A 1,048-nucleotide genomic window follows, 5' to 3' on the forward strand; every position below is an offset into this window, starting at 1 on the left:
AATAGATAGTCTAAATGGAAGCTCATAACGGTAAATGTATTAGTAGGTACATTTTACACCATAAACTCAGGAGAGCCCTTTATGCGCTGGTAAGTTATCCATCACTACTACTGCTCCCGACCACAATTGTGGCACTAAAAATTGATCGATAAACACCTCAAATGCTTGGCTATCCATCGAGTTGTCCATGGTCATTAATGCCACTACTCGCTTGAGACTAATTGCACCAATTACTGTGACTTTCTTGCCTCGATAAAAAGGTTTGACCGCATAGGCTCTCGTGCCTAGTTGGGAACGTGCATGAGTTCTGGTTAAACCTAGCAATACTCCAGTCTCATCTAAAAATACTAGATTTTTTGGCTCGATATCCTTGACTTTTTCCCAATACTCCAACCTTAATTTCATGACTCTTTCAGTGCCTGCTTGGCTACTTCTCACTGTTTTTTTTTACGATTTAATCCCAACTTTTGTAAGGCGTTACACATGGCTGTTCTACCCACCCAATTTCCCGTCTTCTGGGCAAATAACTCAAACAATTCTAGTAAGGTTGCATCGGGATGTGCTGCCACTATTTCTCTCAAAGAAGCTGTGGAATTATTCAAATGACTGTATCTCGGTTTCCCCCTGGGTTTCGGTTGTAAATTTCCCTCTATTTTTTGTTGCTTGACCAGTTTTTGAACTAAGCTTTTACTGACGGAAAAATATCGCTGCTGTTTCTCGGATCGACAGCTTCTGCTCGAGATGGGCTGCTACTATTTTGGATCGCAAATCTACTGAGTATGCTTTCATTAGTATATTATTTTTAGTCGATTCTATTGTACCTCATAACATCCGGAAGTGCTGTAACACTCAACCATTCAGTTTTTCGACCCCGATTCATATCAACTGCGGTAGCATCGGAATTAATATTACTCACAGGTTGGACACGGCGCCGTGCAATCGAAAACGATATTACTTCTGGCTCATCAGAGCTGACGGGGTGACAACACTGTCTAAACCCCTAGCTGACGGGGTTTAGACCGATTTATGGTAAAAAAAGATGGGGTCA

General features: G+C 41.6%; 2 protein-coding genes. Both read right to left on the reverse strand.

What is annotated here, in order from left to right; translation table 11 throughout:
* Positions 1-66 precede the first annotated feature (66 nt).
* A complete protein-coding gene (locus tag QUA53_RS29060; protein ID WP_333223412.1) occupies positions 67-405 on the reverse strand; it encodes a transposase in 339 nt (112 codons plus the stop codon).
* Between the two features lie 29 nt (positions 406-434).
* Positions 435-602, reverse strand: a complete 168-nt coding sequence (locus tag QUA53_RS29065) for a hypothetical protein (RefSeq protein WP_333101348.1) — start codon at positions 600-602, stop codon at positions 435-437.
* Positions 603-1,048: the final 446 nt, after the last annotated feature.

The organism is Microcoleus sp. Pol12B3 (assembly GCF_036701355.1).
In the GTDB taxonomy this organism is placed as follows: domain Bacteria; phylum Cyanobacteriota; class Cyanobacteriia; order Cyanobacteriales; family Microcoleaceae; genus Microcoleus.